We start from the raw sequence: 17556 nt of genomic DNA, 5'->3' as shown, positions 1-17556 counted from the left end.
TTCCCAATAGTGCACAGTATGTGATTTAGTATTTGTTGAAATATTACATTTACAGTTTTCGCATAACATTATTAATCACTCCTGTTGAACATTTTATTTCGTTTATTTAATAACCTAATCTCCAATTTGGTTCAATCGTTCGACGTCCGTAAACCTTGCGCCCTCTACCATTTTCAACTTTCGTTACTTCAAACCATTGTCCTGTCTCATCGTATTTAACTACATCACCTTTATTTGGTTTGTAACCGAATGAAAACACCTTTTCACCATTAACATAAAACGGATACATGTTAATCACCCTCCTGTACAATTTCTTTCGATTGATCTTCAGATTGTAGATTAATTTTTGTTCTTTTTAGGTAATGTAGCTGGGATTTTAAAACCACTACGCTGACCTTTTTTACGTCTATCGTCTCGGTTTAAGTAATCCGTTGAATACGTGCTGTATTTATGTTCTGGATTCATTTTAGTTACCACCTTCCTGTACAATTTCTTTCGATTAATTAATAAAGAAATGCTTAGAAATCCTCTAATTCTTTCATGCGTTTTTTTAACAATGCATCTTCACCAGCAATAATTAATCGAATTGCCTCAATTGTTTCTAAATCGGCTTCATATGGTGTTAGAGCAGCAAGTTTATCCTGAATGTCTTGGAGTGATTTACGCTCTAAAATCCAACCACCAGTATCCAACGAAGTATCTTCATTTGCGAATTTTAAACTGTTGTTCATTTGCACTTTCCCTCCTGCACAATATTTTTCTTGTATTTAGTTATTCAATCAATTCGAATCTTCCATCTAAAAATTCACATAGAGGGCGAGTGTGCGTTATAGGAAATATAATATGCATTGTTTCGTTATCACATGGATGATATAAAACTCCCCAATAAGAAGTACCATTTATATTGATTGTTGTTCCTTTACCTGCGTAATATAAATCACCGTTTTTATGCTTATAAAATTTATCACAATACTGTTTTGTAATTTCATTACATTTAGTGAGTAATTCTATTTTTGTTAACCTTTGTTTAATTTCATGTTCCATTCAATAGTTCATCCCTTCTGTACAATATCTTTCAAATGTTCACTTACTCCACCTACGCAAACGACTAATCTGCTCCAGCTCTTTTCCGATGCTGCGTAGTTCCTTATAAACTTTACATCCTCGGCATTTCTTTGTTGGATCAGAAGCTCTACGTTTCGGACACCCTTTACACTTCAAAAAAGCTATGTGGTCCTGTTAATTGATTAGCCTTGCTCTACTCTGTTTAACTTCCTTGCGGACTGTTAAGCACCCCATTCAATCGTCACCTCTGCCCTTGGCTGCTCTGAATAAAATTTCCGTACATTCATCTCAACTATTTGCGAATCATCGTGCCAAATGACTTTGTTGCAACCATCTTTGATGCCTTTGATTAAATTATCAAGATCAGGTTTAGTTGTAGGTAGTAATTCACCACTCGCTATTAGCGCTCTCTTTGGTCCTGTATGGTATTTCTTTGGTGGCATGAGATAGATATCAGCTTGTAGCTTTATTGGCTCTGTAATCAATTCAGTTGGCTTATTTTGATATGCTACAAGCTTTACAAAGTCTTTGAAGTCCCTGCTCTTTGGAGCGTCGTATGTTTTAACATTCTTGCCCTTCCTACTAAATCGAGGTCGCTCTTGAGGTTGTATGACCCCTGGTATTTCAAATGTGAGTACGTTCATGTTTGCCCTCCTGTTAGCACTCTTAGAAGTCTGCTGATAAAACAACATAATGCCATTCTACCAGCAGCGTGTATTTAATCCTCAAGTTTAATGAGTTGTAATCTGTTATTTACTTCGCTTTTTGAACGTCTTTGATAAACCCCAGACATATAAAATCGAATTGTTGTGGGCTTAACACCACGTTCTGTAGCAATTTCATTTATCGTTCCAATGGCTACCATCTGTTCACCTTTGTATAGTGCGTATTCTTTCATGTGGCACCTCAATAGCCATTTGCCTGTCTGGTATGGTTGATACGATTCTTTTTGAAATAAGCAACCTCTACTTCATCCCATGTGAAGCCAAGCATTTCTCCTAAACCTTTAAAAATACCTAGCATTCTATGGTAATTAGAAAATGCTGTGTTTAAAGCCAAAGCACTTTTATTTTTATGAATATCCTTGAACCTCAAATTTTGTTTGATTTTAAATGGTTCTTCCATAAGGTAAATAAATTGATTCGTAATATCCAAATTAGGTACCGTTAACACTTCATCACAAGTAGCTGGTGTACATCCAATTTCTAATCCTATCGTCAAAATGAAATGTAAACAGTCAACGTATTCTTCAAGGAGTGGATTTCTATAGCCGATTTCACCTGTTCCATTACATTCTTCGCATTTCATGAATTCATGTTTACAGCCTGATTCCGCATCCTCTGTGACCGTTTCATAATTTTCATCACCTGTACCTTGGCACGTTACACAAAGACAAACGACTGCCGTTCTCGACTCCTGGTTCTTACTCCACTTCTTAAATCCACGCCATTCATTCGCACATTCCCCTAGCTCAACCTGTAGCGCTAGTAGCTTCCAATCAAGATTGTTCTGCCCTCGTAACTCTGGATGTTCCTGCATGATGTGCTTGTCCAATTCTGCTTGTGTTTCAAATAGTTTTGTTAAGTTCATTTTTACGCCCCTTCGCTAACCATTTTTTCTCTACTAAAATTTGATATGGATATTTTTCATATTCATAAAACTTAACCGCGCTGATTGGCACATAAGCTGCCTTTTCTTGAAATTTAATTTGCTTTTGTAATTCTCTAAGTGTTCTGCCATACAAAATTTTGCGTTTTTGTGTATTAGACATATTAATCACTCCTTAGAAAGGTAGGTCATCATTATTGACCTCAATAGGTCCCTTACTATTCGCAAACGGATCATCATCCACTCTCGTATAACTGGGTTGATGATTACCGTAATTCTGCCCTTGTGGAGCACCTGTATTAGCTCCTTGATAATTTGTACTAGATTCGTAGTTTGGTGTGCTCTGCGAGCCTCCTGTGCTGTTTGAACGTGGTTCTAAAAACTGAATACTATCTGCTACTACATCAGTTGTGTATACACGCTTGCCATCCTGCCCCTCGTAGTTGCCTGTTTGGATTCGCCCTTCCAAACCTATTAAGTTACCTTTCTTCATGAAGTTAGCTAGATTCTCGGCTTGTTTACGCCAAGCTATGCAACTAATGAAGTCTGCCTGTTGCTCTCCTTCGTTTTTGAATGGTCTGTTGACAGCTACTCGGAACTTACATGAGGCAATACCATTCGGTGTATACCGTAGCTCTGGATCAGCTGTAAGTCTGCCTACAAGTACAACTCGGTTAATCATGCTGAAACCTCCCTCTTATCCCACTTCTCAGTAATTCGATAACCTTCTTTTCTAAGCTTTTTGTAATCTGGATGCATCAGTGGAACCATGGTCCAGATGTTTTTCCCATCCTCACGCTTATGCATGGTTACATATATGTTGTACTGGTTGTATTCTGTGGGTTTTTGCACTTTAACTTTCGGTACTGACTTACGAGCACTTGGAATATCGATCGGAATGCCGTTACGTTGTTTCATGCAGCCTTCGCCCCTTCCAGTTTTTCAATTGCATAATCCATAGCCTCGTCCTGTGTATCAAACCCTTTGAGTTTTCGTAGGTCCTCAAGATTTTGAAGAAAACCCATCGCATTTTCGTTGTACTGATATTTCTTGTAGAGCCCTACATGCAGGACCATTTGATCGATTAGGTATTGTTCATTCATGAGCTTCACCTACCAATTTCATTAATTGTGCTGCGCTCATTCTATCCACTAACCTATGGGCCTTGTCCCTTAAGCGCTCTAAGTCCTCACGCATCTTTACATCTGTTTCAAATGCATTTTTAGTAGGCCAAAGAATTTCTGTATAACCGATAAAAGGAGATTTAACTTCATGTGTTTTTTGGTCTACGCGATAAGTAACACCATCAAACTCTTTTCCTTCGCTAAGTACTTTTTCCAATTGCACAACAAGTGCTACGTAAGTGCTGCTTTTATTTACTTTAACTACTTCGTATTCTCTAGCCATGCGATCTTTACTAGAGAGTATTGAACAAGTTTCTAACCATACACGCTGACCGATTTGTAACGGAGTCTTACTCATCTGCTTCACCACCTAACGCTTGACGTGCATCTGTTACAATTTCCAACAAAGGTCTAGCATCATTTGTAGTTGCCCAATAATCTATAAATTCTTTTACTACTTCGCGCAACAGTATCATCTTTTTTTCTTGTTCTACTACCAAGTCACACAATTGACCATACCCAGCGACGTTTTCCAAAGGAAAAAAATGTTTTACTTTTTTTGATTGTTCTCTTACAAATTCATCAGTTACTTTATAGACATGAATTTGGTTATTTAACCTTTCAACCTCAGCAACAAGCGCTGGCACATCTTCTCGAGCGAAAGCTATAAATTCTGCATCATTAACGTCATAAATGTGTGCTACGTATTCTGTCTCAGTCATTACCGAATACTGCGGTCTACTGTGACCAAGGTATCTGCATTCCCATTCTCCTGTACTTGTCTTCGCCACACGCTCTTTAATGGCATTCAACTGTTCTTGCTTCATCACTCATTCACCCCTTCGATTTTGATATTAAGAGCATTTAACGTGAATATAATGCCATCCATAACACCTAACGAACGGTGCTGCTCAATAACTTTTGGTGTTGTGCATGCTATTTCGTAATTATCCCGATACATTTCTTTAATTAATTCTTGACTAGCCTTCAATTCCTCACCCATTCAGCATCCCTCGCTTTTATTTGATTTTCCGAATACGTCAACACACGCTTAGGCATCCCATACACTTTGCCGACTTCATCCCTTGTCATGCCGTGTTCTAACCTACAATGAATTTTCGTGATGATGCTTCCGATGTGGTTACAACCAGGTACAGGACATTTAAGTAACTCGCTACTTGGTGCGTACCAGTTGAATTTTTCAGCCATTGGCTACACCCTCTTTCACTTGTACCGAATCCCAATCAAATGACATTAGTAGATTGATTAATCTCTCAACTTTCGGTGCTCGCCAAGCTGTCATAGCGTATGTGTGAGCTTCTTTTGTATAGTGGTAATGATTTAATTCAAGATGACGTTTGGCTTCTTCTTTCGTAAGAAACATAGTGTCCTGGACAATGTATTCTTCTCGTTTGCAGAAAACTTTACTGAAGAAACCATCATCATTCAGGTGATTCTCAATATGAGCCCATAAAGTCTCGAAATCTTTGGTTTCATCATTAAGCAATGAATGCAGATAATCATCTACTTCATCCTCGTAATACTCTTCGATAAAGTCTCTCAACTCATCAAAATTACGAAACTCTGTATGGTCACCATCGTTATGGAAATATGAATCAAAGCCATCATCATAATCCTCATTTGCTGGTACTTCTCGATAGTCCATAATCACCCAGAAACGAGGCGAGGCTTGGCTGTCATAATCATTTTCATCTTCCCATCGCATTTGCTGCTGTAATTGCTTTAAAAACTGTATTTCTGCATTCATCCCTTCACCCTCCATCAAGGGGCTGTTGCCCCTCATTATTTCAATCGCCAATCAATACCTTCCGTTTCTAAGACTTCACCGTTTTTATCTAGTAATCTACTAGCCCCTGCATATCCAATTCGCTCGGCTATAGTAGCTCTATCCTCATTGCTGTTAAAAATGATTGGTAATTTACGTTTATAACGTTCGTCAATAATGTGGTAATACAAGCCTTCGCGAGCTTCCGTCCACTTCGCTTTGCCAACATCATCCCAAACTAGTACATCTGCAGATAACACGTTGTTCAATAGCCCGTAATACGTTTCGCTATTGTCATCCATTCGTTTAGCAGCCATCATTTCATCCATAAATGAAACATCTGATACTACCAGCACATTAAAGCCCTTTTTGATTAATTGTTTGGATAAAGCGATTTGCAAATGCGTCTTACCTATACCAAAGTTGTTATGTCGATTCTTGAGCTCTAATCGTTCGTTAGGAGGTAATGAACGAATCCTTTGCTCGCCTATAGTTGCTATAAAACCGATGTTTTGAGCCCTTTGCTTTTTAAGTGCATCACGATCTACAGGAAATGATTCTAAGTAGTCTTTAACCATCGAGAACATTCGCTGTTGCATATCCGTTTCTCGAACATAATTATCAAATTTGGCATGTACAAACTCCTCTGGAATCAACGCATTTTTAAATCTACGTTTCCAACTATTAACCTCTCGACAATCACAAGGTTTATGAATCTCATATTTTTGACTGCCCTTGGTTTCATAATGAGAGAAGACGAACTCTGTTCCATTACATTTAGGGCACTTATCCTCCCCAGGCTTGCTTGTCTCGTTCGAGCTGTTCGTAGAAGGCATCGATGCTTGTTCCTGCATGAACTTTAGAATTTGCTGAAATCTGTCTGTTTGCATTTTGTCCTTTAGTGATTCCATTAGGCTTAGCCTCCTTTGCTAACCATTCAGCATAAGTGTTGATGCCTTTTTCGATTGCCCAATTCTTTAAAATTCCTTCAACGTATTCAATGTTCGATTTTCCGTTATCAGCAGTGACCTTTATAGCCTCGATGATTAGTAAATAATCTGGATAAAATTCAAGTAGCATGTCCATTTTTTTGTGATCAGTAAAATTGCTAATACGAATGGTTGAGTCAAAGAAGTTTTTTATTTCAAGAAAAGGATTAGTAGAAGGACCGACTGACTGACCGACTTTCTTTTCTTCTCCTTCTTCTTCTTTTTCTTCTTCTTTTTCTCTTTCTTCTTCTCTTTCTTCCCCATAGTCTATTGAATGGGTATTGATAGGGTATGGATACGGTATTGAACCATTGCTATTGCTAGTGTTAGGTACTTTTGGCTCACTCTTTTCTTCTAACAGTATTGATACGGTATCGATACGGTATCCTAACTGTTCCAAAGAGGTAACATAGCTCCTTACAAACGGTATATGCTTCACAACAAGTAGTTCTTTTTCGATACATTTTTTTACTTTTGGTGAGTTGATAAAGTTATATTTTGCCCAGTTATTTAACATGATTTCTTTTGTTGATTCGTTGTATGTGATCTTTCCATACTCCACAAATCGTTGTAATAGTTTCTGAACCGTTTCTCGGTTGTAACCTGTGTGCATTTCTATGACTCTATATGGCAATTCGTAGATGCCACATTGCGTTGTATTGCTATTCGTCATCAAATACAGATAGAAGTATTTCTCCTCCGGTGTTAGATCCAATACAAAGCCGTCTTCCCAAAATGTTGTGTGTACATTTCTGTATTTAGCCATTTGCCCTCGCCCCTCCTATTAAATCGCGCTTTCTATTACTCGATCCAAGGCTATTGATTGTCTATTTTTATATCCTTCAACTCCATACTGATTGATTTGCTTTTCAGCGAATTTTAATGCTAGTTTTTCGCTAATTGAGACTGATAGTCTAGCGCCAGTCAGTAAGTCTGAAACTATCCAAATGGCATTGTCATATTTGTAAATGCCCAATCCTCTATGAAGAGCTAAGTAAAAACCTTTGTATTTAATGACTTTTTCAACTTTCACTGGCTCTTGTCGTAACATGAATCCGAAATGCCTGACCGAAATCAACATTTTCATTTACAACCCTCCATATTCGCAATATTCAAATTTTTAATCACAGGCTTATTCACAGAATCCACAAAAAGTAGAATTTAACATCACTAGGATTACGTTTTCGTTTCTCAATGACCTCGAAAATTACCTCAGTAGCATTCTCCTTAAATGGTATTGACGGTATCTCTGGAACCTCACTAGGTTTAACCTCATAACCATTTTGTGTATATGGTGTGTCTGTTGATAAGAATTGTTGACCAATGCTATTTCCTGTTAGCATTACAGCATCTTTTGAGTGAATTGAAACGTGTCGATACTTACCACTCTGTTCAAGTTTCAATTTCTTTTGTTCAATGAATTGTTGTAGTTGAATACTCATTTTTTGCCCTCCTATGGTATAAAAATCATTTGATTATTTTAAGTAAGTTATTAACTCCACGACCTCTACGCTTAGTTTTACGATTAATAAATAACCCTGTAGTTGCCCAAAAATCGTAGAATACACCGTTCTTATCAGCCACAACAAAATGGCAGTTATCATGTTCAACAAATTGAATCTTTTGAGATTTTAATAACCTTTTACTAGATTCATAATTTGACTCTTTTTTCTTTCGGCTACGTTCTTTTTGGATTGGCTTCATATCACGCCAAAACTCTCCCATTTCACTCATACTTAAACCTCCTATAAAAGTCGTTGCTCCCTCTCGCAAACCGCAAAACTACCACTAACCTTAAGCACCCTATAATTGGGGTATCTTCGCATGTATTGCAGCACCAGACGCCTAATTTCATCGTTATCCTTCGCCTGCTCAAATATCCAAGCTGGTAATAATACTCTTGTTGGTACATTGTTCATCCAGCTGCACCACCTAATCTAGTAGATATTCGATTTCAAATGTGCCACTAAGTTTCTTAGTCCATCGGCAAAATTCGCACTTGTCACATCGATGTGCATTTTTACGCCCCAGCTTTGCATCTATGATGCTTGGTAACATTGATTGAACATATTCTTTCTCGAAGTCAAAACGTCCTGAATCGAAGTGTAAAACGGCTTTATCAGGTGGTGATTCTTTTGTAACTGCCACAATGTATGGATCATAGTAACGACCTGTATTTTGATAGATGATTTCTCGATATACCCATATCTGCAACACATAATCAAAGGCTTGTACAAATGAAACCCATGTATTGTATTTCTCACTCCAGTAGCGTTTTCGAAGCTCCTGTGTACTCTTTAAATCGCTGAAAAATCCCCGTTCATGATTGATGTTATCGACTTTAATTTTCCACTCTACTCCGAATAACTCACCTGTAAATATGGACTCTTTTTCACCTTGTAAAGCGAACATGGAAAACTCGTCATTTTTGATGGTCTCGATCATGTCATCAGCTTTTTCATAGTCCTTGTATTTGCCACCACGACTGCCATAAATGCTATTGTGATTCTCTTCTAGAAATTCAGCGAATGCCGCATTGCTTTCAAATGCAGCGTGTAGGTAAGAACCAACCATTAGAGCTGTAGAGGGAGGACGAGTAAACTCGCCCCTTACCTCTGCAAACGTTCTAGCCTCACATTCCATGGCACTTTTAAACTGTGAAACTGACATGTAGTGCTGATTTGCCTCATTCGAGTGGTAATTCTGGCTGTTCAATTGGAATGACGCTTGGTGCATCTGATTTCACCTCTTCTTTTGGTTCTTGATTTTCCTTTTTGAAATCAACTGCCAAAGCGCTTGACTGGTTTTTACCAATCTCTTTATTGAACCAATCATCTACAATAGACATTCCATCCTTGATAGAGTTTCGGATATTCGTTAATTGCACTAGGTCAAATTCACTAAATGATGAAGCACTATAACCGAAGTAATCTTCTATCATTTCTTGAGTAACACCATACTTTTCTTTAAAGTGAGCTAATGCTCCACTGACACGTTCTTTTAATGGTTTATCAGATTGCCCAGATAGCGTTAATCGGCATTGTTCAATTGCCATTTCTACAACATCCCCAGGAATAACACCTAAAATGCATGCTCTTAATCGACGAGCACCATCACTTGCTACTCTTTCATAAATATCTCTTGGGTCTGTTAACGGTATTAAGTTTCCTCTGGCACTACGTACATGCCTTACAGTAAAAACTTTTTCTTGACGGACATTTGTTTCTAAGTCCCAACAAAATGCTTTGGCAACCGATTCACCATCACGTTGTTCCAACTCCTGAATACCGTAAGATAAATTGCCCCAATTTTGCGCCAGCACCTCTGCTAATCGAATGGAAGCACCCTCAACCTTAGTAGCACCTCTGTTGTATGCATACATTGAGGTACCAGCTAATGAAGGACGTTTGCAAGCATCTTTGATACGTTTCTCAGCTTCAAAATAATTACGTGGATATGATTTTGCCATGAATATTTGTCCTTTAACTTCCTCCATTTCGCGAGAGGAACTAGCTTGAGCTAGTACTCCTCCGCCTTGTGGTTGTTGATAGGAAGTAGGATTATTGAATTGTTCAGCTAAGTTACTCATTGAAATTCCTCCTATAGTGCGTTATAATGAGCGCAAATATATTGTTTTTTATGCCACTATTGCGAGTAGTGGTTTATTTTTTTGTATGAGCAAAACCATAATGCTCCTCCACATAAGCAATGACCTCTGAATCTGTCATGTCATAAGTTGAATCATCCCTATATCCAGCAGCCAAGTAATCGCTGATGTTGTCGATATGAATAATCGCATCGCCGATTTCGAAATACACATCATGGCAAACTATTAAACTACCAAAATCGTCGTGCATTTCAAAACTCACAACAGGCTCATACCGAGGCACTGGATACTCAATGCGACCAAGTACCATTGGGTTTTCAACTTCTAATAGAACACTCATGCAATTGCCTCGTTCTGGCTCTCGCGTTCCCAACAGACAAATGAAATTCCGTCTTTAACGATTCTGAAATGTGTCCAGTTTGCATCATCATGACCTATCGTTTTTTCTTCTTCACAGATACCTAGTTTTTGGATATTCTCTTTTTGATGCAAATTCACAAGAATATCTGCGTCATCTAGTGCCCCGTAGTTGTATTGGACACTCAAAACATTTTTATGCGGAATACCATATTGCTCCAAAACCAGTGGTAATTCAGCAATTTTAGATACTGCATTAGCTAATTTCATACATATCAATCCTTTCGTTATTTTGATGGCATAACCACCAATCTACTTACATCACGTCATCGCGTTGGCTATTGCTGCTGCTCGGGATTTAAACGGTCCTTCTTGACATGCTCCGCTCGGTTTACATAAGTAGATTGCTAGTTCCATCAAGCAGCCCATAGTATTAAGGATTATGAACTGCTGGACGGAAGCGAGATTGTTCTCGCAAGCGTCTGATTTTGTGGTATAATAGGTTTGTATATTGTAGTCGCTGTTTAACCAACGCATCTGGTTAAGCAGCTTTTTTATATTCATATAACTTCACTAACTCTCTCCTGTTGCAGAAATACTTTACATACCTCACTCGCTGCTTTAGCGTCATGTGCCGCCATGCCCTAGGCTTGATTCGCAAGTTCATTCACCGCCTTATACAATTTTCCTTGCTGATTTAAACCTTCAACAGTTGCCCAAAACCGTTTACTCTCATGTAGTTTCTTAAGTTGTTCCAATGAATTATGTAGGTCTCGTTCTAGTTGTTTTGCTATGTTGATTTGACCCTTGCGAGTAAGCATTCTGATTTCTTCCGTTAAATCATCTATACATGCTATTTCTCTATCAATCTGTTGATTCAATTTTTCTAAAGCATCCATCTAATAAACCCTCCTACTATATATGGTGCCGTTTGTGATAAGTGTGTAAGCATATTCGCCATTTCCACTCCTAACATCAAAGCTGTTCCAGCAAGCTCCGAATCGGTAATTTTCAACCATTTAGCATAAGTGAAAATATCTATTGTCTTTCTGCCACTTTCTAATTTGCTGATAGCTGATTGTGTACTATTTAATTGATCTGCCATTTCCTCCTGAGTAATATTTGCGTTGATGCGGAATTTTTTTAACATCTTTCCGACTTTCGCGAAATCTGCAACCATATTCATTTGCCCCTTTATTCCAGTTTTGAATATATTCCATGAAGGAATACTAATTTCTACCAAGTTAACTTAATATAGTGATAAGAGGTAGTTGCCCCTACCTCTTTTACTAGATTGGTAGTTTGACTTGAGGCCATTTGCCCTGGCCTCTTCTATGCTCTTGGCTGTTGTTTCAGCCATTTAAGTAAAAACTCACTTGCTTCTTTTGCTGGTATTACCCATTTAGTACCGACTTTGTGCCTTGGGAAATCAGGTAAAAAGAAGAATGTTTCTAATACAAAACTGCGTGACATACACGTTTTTTCACATAAGGTTTTTAAATCCCAGAAGACAAATTCAGATTCAACCGTTTGTAATTTTGCTTTGATTTCTTCACGGGCCATGTCAATAACTAGTTGTCCATCTACTTGTACTTGAATCATGTATGACACCTCCGGTGTTAGTTTGAGCTTATTGCCAAGTAAACTATTTAATTTCTATATCACTTAATATAGTTGGTAGGTTTTCTGAGAACTTGATAGCTTCTTGAAGTACATCAACAATTTGTTTTGCTTCTGAGATACCAACGTATGTTTCAACTACATCACGTTGATTATTTTCTCTATATTCCGTTAAAGAAATTATGAAACCACCGTCATTTACAATAGAAGCTTCAAATTGAAATTGCGCGTCACCAACTGTGATTTTTTTAATAGACATTTTGTTTTCCTCTTTTCGTTAATTTAATTGATGGAATATGCATCCTAATGTTGTTAAAACATAGTCCATAACACTTTCTAAATACTCGTCACGACCAGCAATATAATCGTGTGTACCATGTTCATCGATAAGTTTCATGCGATAAGCAGGTTGTTTATCTGTTATAGCGCAATCCATAACGTCACATACATCTTGTAGTGTTTCTAACTGTTCTTTTGTAAGTAAGTTGACTACTTTAGACAAATTATTTCACCAACTTTAATTGCGATTGCGTATTATAATGTTCGATTTCTAAGCGTAATTCAGTGTTTGGTTGCCATGCGAATAAGAATTTCATACCTAGTTCGAATTTGACACGTGGCAATTCTCGATATTCACTAATGTCAAAGTAGTTTTTTAAATCTCTCCAACATGCTGCAAACAACTTGCTTTTTAAATGTTTAAAAGCATTTGAATCTTTACCACCGAGTGCTTCATACACTTTTTCACCAACTTTATTTTTAATCGCTTTTGCTTGAACACTAACAATGTAAAGGTTGTCTTTTAATTCCTCAACATCAGCCTTCATTTCGATAACTTCGTTTTGAATGCCTTGTACTTGTTTTCTAGTTTCTAACGCTGATTCAAGTGCAAGTGTTATAGGGTCTTGGGATAATTGTTTTGGTAAGAACGCCTCTGCTAACACGTCTTTGGCTTTTAATTGATAGTTCACTAGATTTTTGACAGCTAATGGATTCGTTTCTTGCATTGATGGTGTGATTGAAATTTTCGCTAACCATAACGGAAGGAAATCTAATTCAATGCACAAAATATCTTGAATACCGCCATTTGTAGGGAGGGTTAAATTTCGCCCCCCTTTAGAAAGGACTAAATCGTTTTGAATTTTATTACGCTCATTCTTGATTTGGTCACGTGTTAAGCCGATTCCTGCACACACCCATTTGACAGCGGCGTAAATTTTTCCGTCTGTAATTTTAACTGCTAATAATTCGTGTTCACCAAACGGTACAAATTTTTGCTCTACTACTGTTAATTGATTCATTTGTATTCCTCCTACGCTGTTATTTTCTTAGTTTCTAAGAAATTGTTTTTAAAAAAAATTTCAGGTGCTACGCCTAATCCTTCGCATATTAGCTCGAAGTCATCTGCTAACAACTTTGTCTCACCATTAATAACTCTGTAAAACCTTTTTAATTCAATGTTTGATTTCTCGGCTACATAGTTTATTTTTAAACCATTATTAAGGATATATTGTCGAATTCTTTCATGCATTTTCATAATCATCACCTCGATTCCTAATTTCCAATTCTTTGTTTCTAAGAATTCGTTAAACTAAATATAATTCTTATTTTCTAAGAAGTCAATGGTTTTTTCTATTTTTTTAAGAAAACAGTCTTTATTTTTGAGAATTCGTTTAAGATAGTCTTAATACAAAAGAATAAAGTGCGGTGATACTATATGGAGACACTTGGTAAAAGACTTAAATTAGCTAGACAAAATTCTGGTCTTAAGCAAATACAAGTTAAAGAAAGAACTCAAATAAATAACAAAACATTAAGTGGTTACGAAAACGATGTAAGTGAACCTGATTTGACTACGCTAACTGTTTTAGCTGAATTGTATGGCGTATCTTTACAGTGGTTATCAACTGGACAAGTTGATATCAAAGTAAATGGCAAACTAGTTAACGAAAAAGATGAGCGTGACGTAGCAAAGCGTATGGATGAACTACGTGAAGATTTATCTTCCGGATCAGGTTTACTATTCAATGGCGAGCCAATGTCAGATGAAGCAAAAGAATCTTTATTAGAAGCGATGGAGTTCGGCATCCGACTTGCAAAGAAAAACAACAAAAAATATATTCCGAAAAAGTATCGAGAAAATGATGAAGAATAATACGATTCGAGGGGTTGCGGATGGGATGGATCAAAAAGAAGGTCCAGTGTTTATGTGAGAAATATAATACTAGGAATCCATTTACATTAGCGAAATATTTAAAAATAGAAATTTTTTATTGGGATTTACCTCCTGATATAAAAGGATTTTATCAATATGAAAAACGTAATCGATTCATTTTTATTAATAGTAACTTAAGTGTCGAAGAACAACTCATTGTTTGTGCTCATGAACTTGGTCATGCAATTTTACATACTAAATTAAATACTCCTTTTATGAGAGCCTACACTTTGTTTTCTGTTGATAAAATTGAAGTACAAGCGAATACATTCGCTGCTAATCTATTAATCCCAGATGAAAATTTATTTGATTCGTATGATCGAATGACAAATTTTGATATAGCTGCCTTATATAATGTTCCAGTAAAATTAGTGGAATTAAAATTTAAGGGGCTATTTTAATACCTAGAAAAGAACATATATTCTTATTTTGAGGTGGTGAAATTATGGCTTACTTCCGTAAACGAGGCAACCACTGGGAGTACCGTATAAAATACAATGATGCTGGTAAACAAAAAGAAATATCGAAAGGTGGTTTCCGAACTAAAACTGAAGCACGTACTGCTGCTGTTTTAGTAGAAGAAAAATTACTAAAAGGCGGAGTAGAAAAGTTAAGAAAAGGTGAAATTCTTTTCGAAGATTGGTTGGAAATACATAATAAAATGAATAACCAACATAGAAGAGAATCTAGTAACATTTCAGCGTTGAATGGACAAAGAAAATTACTTAATAAATTCAAAGGATATAAATTGAATAGAATCAAAAGAGCAGAATATCAACTGTTTATTAATGATTTATTATTTCATTTTGATTATGCTAAAAACACTGTTGATCGAATTCATGGTGAAATGATGTCCATAATTAATAGCGCTGTGGAACATGATGAATTAGAGAAAAATTTATTAAGAGGTATACAAATTACTAAAGATGAAGAAGAAGAAAAAACCGTATTCTTGAACAAAAATGAGGTAAAACAATTACTATTGGCGATTGAAACCGAAGATATTTTTAAGCGTGTAATGGTATTTACTTTACTTCATACTGGCTTGCGGAGTGGAGAAATATTAGGTTTATTTTGGTCTGATATTGACTTTGTAAATAAAACACTTACAGTTGATCGTCAACGCACTAGAACAGGGTTAGGTCCACCTAAATCTAAATCAAGTTATAGAACAATCAGTATCGATGACAAATTAGTTGACGAATTACTTGCTTATAAAGCATGGCAAGAAGAAAATGAAATATCCAATAGTAACTACCGAAAATCTGAATTTGTATTTGTTGACGAGAACGGAAAAATGTTTTATCAAACGAAACCTCAAGACATGATGAAAAATCTTCTGAGGTATGCCAAGTTACCTCCTAGAAAATCTACACACTTATTAAGGCATACTCATGCAGTTATGATGTTAGAGGCTGGTGTAGATATTAAAACTGTTAGTACTAGACTTGGTCACAAAAATATAGATATAACTGCTAACACCTATTTACATGTAACTCCTGAACATGAAAGAAATGCCCTCAAAAAATTCGGAGATTATCTAGAAAATTGATCTTTTGGGGGCAAAAAAGGGGCAATCCAATGATTACCCCTCTTTAAATCCTTATATACCAACGTTTTGTTGATGTTACCCTATAATTACACGTTCCTTCGGATAGTGATAGCTTGACTTTTTGCCTCTTCCCCCGCCGCCAAGGGTGTACAGGAAGGAAATTAAGCCGACACGACCAACAAACATCAGAATAATAATAATGATTTTGCCAACGATTGATAAATCAGAAGTGATTCCTAATGACATACCACATGTACCGAATGCTGAAGTAATTTCAAAAATGATTTGTATTAGTGATGCATGCGGTTCAGTAATGAGTAAAATAATTGTCGCAACTAAGACCATAAAGAAAGCCAGTAAAATAACAACAAACGAGCGGAAGACATCAATTAAATGTATTTCTCGTCCAAATACTTGAATATCCTCTCTTCCTCGTGCGAAGGTAATTAAAAATAGGATAGCCATGGCGAATGTTGTTGTACGTATCCCACCACCAACTGAGCTAGGTGAAGAACCAATAAACATGAGGAAACTCATAAAAATATCTGTTGCTTCACTAAATGTTGTTACATCATATGTTGTAAGTCCAGCTGAGCGTGTCGAAACTGAATGAAACATGGCAGAAAATAGCGCCTCATGCCAAACCATTCCCTTAAAGGAATGAAATGATTCAAGAAGAAAAATTACGATTGCACCAACTACAAATAAAATTGCATATGTGGAGGTAGTAATTTTTGTAAATAAACTGAATCGAAAATTTGCATGGCGATTCATCAAAAAAGTTTTTACTTCTATTAGTACTGGGAAGCCTATAGCGCCAAGGACAATTAGTACCATCGTTATCAATTGGACAAAATAATCATTATGAAACGGGAGCAAGCTCATTCCTGTAATATCGAAACCACCATTAGTAGTCGCAGAAATAGAAGCAAAGACACCATGTAGAAACGCTTCCTCTAACGTATCGAAATAATTAGTAAAGTGTAATGTTAGTATAAATGCACCTACAACTTCAATACCAATTAAGATTTTTAGTATTTCTCGTATTAATTGAACAACGCCAGATAAATTATATTGGTTATGGTCTATCATAATTAATTGACGCTCACGCATCCCTATTTTTTTCCCAACCAGTAACCAAACAAAGGTACCGAGTGACATAATGCCAATGGCTCCTAGCTGCAGAATTACAAGCACCATCACGAGCCCAAAGGTTGTATATGTCTCTGATATATTAAATGTTGTTAAACCCGTTACACTTACTGCACTTACTGCTGTAAACAAGCTATCTAATAACGAAACTTTCACACCTTCTTGATGAACGCCCGGAAGTCGTAGTAACAGGAAGGAAATCGCTATGGCTATAAAATAATAAGATACTAGTACCTGAAACGGCGTTACAAGCCTATTCGAAGTTTTTTTCCAGGGCACTTTCATAACTCCTTCCATACTCTAAACTCGATAGATATTAGTATAGAAAAAATACGTCAAAAAAGAAAGAGGAATAGATATGACTATTCCTCATGTTGTTGAAATATTATTATGTCAATGAAATCAAGGTGACAAATTAAAAAGTATAGCCCTTTTTCAAAACGAGGGGTTGATCTCCGTTCCGACTGAGTGCTTTCCTGGG

Annotated in this window: 35 protein-coding genes; 3 read left to right on the top strand and 32 right to left on the bottom strand. The window is 36.7% G+C overall.

Going from position 1 to position 17556, the window contains the following annotated elements; genetic code table 11:
- Positions 1 to 106: 106 nt before the first annotated feature.
- The 31 genes from ACQKIM_RS25990 to ACQKIM_RS25840 all read right to left on the bottom strand — a co-directional run bounded on the left by ACQKIM_RS25990 (position 107) and on the right by ACQKIM_RS25840 (position 13693).
- Positions 107 to 289, bottom strand: a complete 183-nt coding sequence (locus ACQKIM_RS25990; protein WP_427549412.1) for a hypothetical protein — start codon at positions 287 to 289, stop codon at positions 107 to 109.
- A gap of 50 nt (positions 290 to 339) precedes the next feature.
- On the bottom strand, positions 340 to 465 hold the full coding sequence (locus tag ACQKIM_RS25985) for a hypothetical protein (protein WP_427549409.1): 126 nt from the start codon (positions 463 to 465) through the stop codon (positions 340 to 342).
- 53 nt (positions 466 to 518) lie between these two features.
- Complete coding sequence (locus ACQKIM_RS25980; RefSeq protein ID WP_427549407.1) at positions 519 to 731, bottom strand: hypothetical protein; 213 nt, start codon at positions 729 to 731, stop codon at positions 519 to 521.
- A 40-nt stretch (positions 732 to 771) separates the two neighbouring features.
- Positions 772 to 1044 carry a hypothetical protein gene (locus ACQKIM_RS25975; protein WP_427549404.1) on the bottom strand — a complete coding sequence of 91 codons (273 nt, stop codon included), beginning with the start codon at positions 1042 to 1044 and terminating at the stop codon, positions 772 to 774.
- A gap of 242 nt (positions 1045 to 1286) precedes the next feature.
- On the bottom strand, positions 1287 to 1709 hold the full coding sequence (locus ACQKIM_RS25970) for a RusA family crossover junction endodeoxyribonuclease (RefSeq protein ID WP_427549402.1): 423 nt from the start codon (positions 1707 to 1709) through the stop codon (positions 1287 to 1289).
- 74 nt (positions 1710 to 1783) lie between these two features.
- Positions 1784 to 1963, bottom strand: a complete 180-nt coding sequence (locus ACQKIM_RS25965; RefSeq protein WP_427549399.1) for a helix-turn-helix transcriptional regulator — start codon at positions 1961 to 1963, stop codon at positions 1784 to 1786.
- Between the two features lie 8 nt (positions 1964 to 1971).
- Complete coding sequence (locus ACQKIM_RS25960; RefSeq protein ID WP_427549396.1) at positions 1972 to 2655, bottom strand: dUTP diphosphatase; 684 nt, start codon at positions 2653 to 2655, stop codon at positions 1972 to 1974.
- Positions 2633 to 2836, bottom strand: coding sequence for a hypothetical protein (locus tag ACQKIM_RS25955; protein WP_427549393.1), 204 nt, complete (start codon positions 2834 to 2836; stop codon positions 2633 to 2635). Before ACQKIM_RS25955 ends, ACQKIM_RS25960 begins: the two co-directional genes overlap by 23 nt.
- 12 nt (positions 2837 to 2848) lie before the next feature.
- A complete protein-coding gene (gene ssb, locus ACQKIM_RS25950) occupies positions 2849 to 3355 on the bottom strand; it encodes a single-stranded DNA-binding protein (protein ID WP_427549391.1) in 507 nt (168 codons plus the stop codon).
- Entirely contained in the window at positions 3352 to 3591 is a 240-nt protein-coding gene (locus ACQKIM_RS25945; RefSeq protein WP_427549389.1) for a hypothetical protein, read from the bottom strand. Before ACQKIM_RS25945 ends, ssb begins: the two co-directional genes overlap by 4 nt.
- Complete coding sequence (locus tag ACQKIM_RS25940) at positions 3588 to 3776, bottom strand: hypothetical protein (protein ID WP_427549387.1); 189 nt, start codon at positions 3774 to 3776, stop codon at positions 3588 to 3590. The genes ACQKIM_RS25945 and ACQKIM_RS25940 overlap by 4 nt, the downstream gene beginning before the upstream one ends.
- Positions 3769 to 4155, bottom strand: a complete 387-nt coding sequence (locus ACQKIM_RS25935) for a hypothetical protein (protein WP_427549386.1) — start codon at positions 4153 to 4155, stop codon at positions 3769 to 3771. Before ACQKIM_RS25935 ends, ACQKIM_RS25940 begins: the two co-directional genes overlap by 8 nt.
- Positions 4148 to 4624: a hypothetical protein gene (locus ACQKIM_RS25930; RefSeq protein ID WP_427549383.1), complete on the bottom strand. Its 477-nt coding sequence runs from the start codon at positions 4622 to 4624 to the stop codon at positions 4148 to 4150. The genes ACQKIM_RS25935 and ACQKIM_RS25930 overlap by 8 nt, the downstream gene beginning before the upstream one ends.
- Positions 4624 to 4800 (bottom strand): hypothetical protein, encoded by a 177-nt coding sequence (locus ACQKIM_RS25925; protein WP_427549381.1) that lies wholly within the window; start codon positions 4798 to 4800, stop codon positions 4624 to 4626. Before ACQKIM_RS25925 ends, ACQKIM_RS25930 begins: the two co-directional genes overlap by 1 nt.
- A 198-nt stretch (positions 4801 to 4998) precedes the next feature.
- The gene (locus ACQKIM_RS25920; protein WP_427549380.1) at positions 4999 to 5565 is read right to left on the bottom strand and encodes a hypothetical protein; all 567 of its coding nucleotides are present in this window, start codon (positions 5563 to 5565) and stop codon (positions 4999 to 5001) included.
- A gap of 35 nt (positions 5566 to 5600) precedes the next feature.
- Positions 5601 to 6419 (bottom strand): ATP-binding protein, encoded by an 819-nt coding sequence (locus ACQKIM_RS25915; RefSeq protein ID WP_427549378.1) that lies wholly within the window; start codon positions 6417 to 6419, stop codon positions 5601 to 5603.
- The gene (locus tag ACQKIM_RS25910; protein WP_427549376.1) at positions 6370 to 7338 is read right to left on the bottom strand and encodes a DnaD domain protein; all 969 of its coding nucleotides are present in this window, start codon (positions 7336 to 7338) and stop codon (positions 6370 to 6372) included. Before ACQKIM_RS25910 ends, ACQKIM_RS25915 begins: the two co-directional genes overlap by 50 nt.
- Positions 7339 to 7356: 18 nt before the next feature.
- Complete coding sequence (locus ACQKIM_RS25905; protein WP_427549374.1) at positions 7357 to 7659, bottom strand: hypothetical protein; 303 nt, start codon at positions 7657 to 7659, stop codon at positions 7357 to 7359.
- A gap of 49 nt (positions 7660 to 7708) precedes the next feature.
- Complete coding sequence (locus ACQKIM_RS25900) at positions 7709 to 8014, bottom strand: hypothetical protein (RefSeq protein ID WP_427549373.1); 306 nt, start codon at positions 8012 to 8014, stop codon at positions 7709 to 7711.
- A gap of 25 nt (positions 8015 to 8039) precedes the next feature.
- On the bottom strand, positions 8040 to 8306 hold the full coding sequence (locus tag ACQKIM_RS25895; RefSeq protein ID WP_427549370.1) for a hypothetical protein: 267 nt from the start codon (positions 8304 to 8306) through the stop codon (positions 8040 to 8042).
- A 198-nt stretch (positions 8307 to 8504) separates the two neighbouring features.
- Complete coding sequence (locus ACQKIM_RS25890) at positions 8505 to 9242, bottom strand: PD-(D/E)XK nuclease-like domain-containing protein (protein WP_427549369.1); 738 nt, start codon at positions 9240 to 9242, stop codon at positions 8505 to 8507.
- A gap of 16 nt (positions 9243 to 9258) precedes the next feature.
- Positions 9259 to 10161, bottom strand: coding sequence for a hypothetical protein (locus ACQKIM_RS25885; protein ID WP_427549367.1), 903 nt, complete (start codon positions 10159 to 10161; stop codon positions 9259 to 9261).
- Between the two features lie 73 nt (positions 10162 to 10234).
- Entirely contained in the window at positions 10235 to 10519 is a 285-nt protein-coding gene (locus ACQKIM_RS25880; protein WP_427549365.1) for a hypothetical protein, read from the bottom strand.
- Positions 10516 to 10806 carry a hypothetical protein gene (locus ACQKIM_RS25875; protein ID WP_427549362.1) on the bottom strand — a complete coding sequence of 97 codons (291 nt, stop codon included), beginning with the start codon at positions 10804 to 10806 and terminating at the stop codon, positions 10516 to 10518. The genes ACQKIM_RS25880 and ACQKIM_RS25875 overlap by 4 nt, the downstream gene beginning before the upstream one ends.
- Before the next feature lie 374 nt (positions 10807 to 11180).
- Positions 11181 to 11435 (bottom strand): hypothetical protein, encoded by a 255-nt coding sequence (locus ACQKIM_RS25870; protein ID WP_427549360.1) that lies wholly within the window; start codon positions 11433 to 11435, stop codon positions 11181 to 11183.
- Complete coding sequence (locus tag ACQKIM_RS25865; RefSeq protein ID WP_427549358.1) at positions 11423 to 11716, bottom strand: helix-turn-helix domain-containing protein; 294 nt, start codon at positions 11714 to 11716, stop codon at positions 11423 to 11425. Before ACQKIM_RS25865 ends, ACQKIM_RS25870 begins: the two co-directional genes overlap by 13 nt.
- Positions 11717 to 11868: 152 nt before the next feature.
- Positions 11869 to 12138, bottom strand: a complete 270-nt coding sequence (locus tag ACQKIM_RS25860; RefSeq protein ID WP_427549355.1) for a group-specific protein — start codon at positions 12136 to 12138, stop codon at positions 11869 to 11871.
- Positions 12139 to 12181: 43 nt separating this feature from the next.
- A complete protein-coding gene (locus ACQKIM_RS25855; RefSeq protein WP_427549352.1) occupies positions 12182 to 12415 on the bottom strand; it encodes a hypothetical protein in 234 nt (77 codons plus the stop codon).
- Between the two features lie 18 nt (positions 12416 to 12433).
- A complete protein-coding gene (locus ACQKIM_RS25850) occupies positions 12434 to 12658 on the bottom strand; it encodes a hypothetical protein (RefSeq protein WP_427549350.1) in 225 nt (74 codons plus the stop codon).
- A gap of 1 nt (position 12659) precedes the next feature.
- On the bottom strand, positions 12660 to 13457 hold the full coding sequence (locus ACQKIM_RS25845) for an ORF6C domain-containing protein (protein WP_427549348.1): 798 nt from the start codon (positions 13455 to 13457) through the stop codon (positions 12660 to 12662).
- An 11-nt stretch (positions 13458 to 13468) separates the two neighbouring features.
- Positions 13469 to 13693: a helix-turn-helix domain-containing protein gene (locus tag ACQKIM_RS25840; RefSeq protein WP_427549346.1), complete on the bottom strand. Its 225-nt coding sequence runs from the start codon at positions 13691 to 13693 to the stop codon at positions 13469 to 13471.
- 180 nt (positions 13694 to 13873) lie between these two features.
- Between ACQKIM_RS25840 and ACQKIM_RS25835 the strand changes: the two genes are divergently transcribed.
- From ACQKIM_RS25835 to ACQKIM_RS25825, 3 genes are read left to right on the top strand one after another with little or no spacing between them, the layout of a single operon-like run.
- Positions 13874 to 14311 (top strand): helix-turn-helix domain-containing protein, encoded by a 438-nt coding sequence (locus ACQKIM_RS25835; protein ID WP_427549345.1) that lies wholly within the window; start codon positions 13874 to 13876, stop codon positions 14309 to 14311.
- Positions 14312 to 14331: 20 nt separating this feature from the next.
- On the top strand, positions 14332 to 14772 hold the full coding sequence (locus tag ACQKIM_RS25830) for an ImmA/IrrE family metallo-endopeptidase (RefSeq protein ID WP_427549343.1): 441 nt from the start codon (positions 14332 to 14334) through the stop codon (positions 14770 to 14772).
- A gap of 44 nt (positions 14773 to 14816) precedes the next feature.
- Positions 14817 to 15923, top strand: coding sequence for a tyrosine-type recombinase/integrase (locus tag ACQKIM_RS25825; protein WP_427549342.1), 1107 nt, complete (start codon positions 14817 to 14819; stop codon positions 15921 to 15923).
- A gap of 75 nt (positions 15924 to 15998) precedes the next feature.
- On the opposite strand, the gene ACQKIM_RS25820 is transcribed toward ACQKIM_RS25825, so the two are convergent.
- Entirely contained in the window at positions 15999 to 17354 is a 1356-nt protein-coding gene (locus ACQKIM_RS25820; RefSeq protein WP_427549340.1) for a TrkH family potassium uptake protein, read from the bottom strand.
- Between the last annotated feature and the right edge of the window lie 202 nt (positions 17355 to 17556).

The sequence above is a fragment of the Lysinibacillus sp. NPDC047702 genome (genome assembly GCF_050272555.1).
Classification (GTDB): Bacteria; Bacillota; Bacilli; order Bacillales_A; family Planococcaceae; genus Lysinibacillus.
Note: the sequence above shows the minus strand (reverse complement) of the source record. Positions and strands in the feature narration are given on the sequence as shown.